General features: G+C 44.0%; 1 protein-coding gene. It reads left to right on the plus strand.

The window, feature by feature from the left end:
- Positions 1-286 precede the first annotated feature (286 nt).
- A complete protein-coding gene (locus H6A34_RS14425) occupies positions 287-901 on the plus strand; it encodes an energy transducer TonB (protein ID WP_205106082.1) in 615 nt (204 codons plus the stop codon).
- Positions 902-1,122 lie beyond the last annotated feature (221 nt).

Below are 1,122 nucleotides of genomic sequence, written 5' to 3' on the forward strand. Positions count from 1 at the left end.
GGAGAGTAGGAGGCCGCCTTTTTTCAAGTTAATAGAGTATCCCCGCGAGGAGTTTTCCTTGCGGGGATACTTTTTTTGCCCATAGGGCTTATCAACCCAATAAGGCCAGTGGGGCAAATAAGCCTAATGGGCCCAATAAATCAGGTAGGCCAAATAAGCCTAATAGGCTGGATGGGGCTAATGTGACGGGCTGTCGTGTATCAATTGGGGCTATAATCAATATTTCTTGTTGTGGTGCTTGTAGATTCAGCGTTTAATTTGTATTTTTGCGAAAAGGCTACTTGATATGGAAAAGGGAAGATACGTCTGTCATGTGATGAAGGCTATAAGAAAAGCTGTTGCTGACGCTAATGGCATTAGTTATGAGCCGGCGAAGTGTACTTATGTCGGTGAATGTAACGGCACTTGTCCGGCTTGTGATGCTGAATTGGCTGGCCTTGAACGTGAACTGGCGTTGAGGAGGATGGCAGGAAAGGTTGTTACTGTGGCTGGAATTGCTTTGGGTACGGTGGCTTTGTCGTCTTGTAGTAGCGAAAATCTTGTGCCTGAGGCGATTGATAATAAAACCGAAGCTGTCGGACATAATTCCGAGGTTTTTGGTGCTATTGATGAGGAGTCTCCGATTTTTCCCGGTGGCCAGGCTGCCATGATGAAGTATATTGAGCAGAATATCAGGTATCCGGATACTGTAAACCGTGTTGAGGGACGTGTCGTAGTTTCTTTTGTTGTAGATGAAGATGGAACATTGAAAGACGTTAAAGTGGTAAGAAGTCTTGCTCCTGAGTATGATGAAGAGGCGTTGCGACTCGTGCGGAATATGCCAAAATGGAAGCCAGGACGGTTAAGAGGGCGTTGTGTCAAGGTTCGATATACTCTGCCGGTGAAGTTTAAGTCTGAGTAGACAACTGTCTTTGTTTTAATGTGTTAGCTTAGAAGAAAATATGAAAGGCGGTCTTTTGCAGTGCGAAAGGCCGCCTTTTAGCGTTCAATATGTCGTCTTTTACAATACGAAAGACGGCATTTCGGAAACCTAAATGTAGACTGGTGTCTTTTCCTGAAATAGGTTGACAGTTTTTGTTTAAATAAACTACATTATTTTACACACTCTGGATAGAGGTACTG

The sequence above is a fragment of the Marseilla massiliensis genome (genome assembly GCF_016899855.1).
Classification (GTDB): domain Bacteria; phylum Bacteroidota; class Bacteroidia; order Bacteroidales; family Bacteroidaceae; genus Prevotella.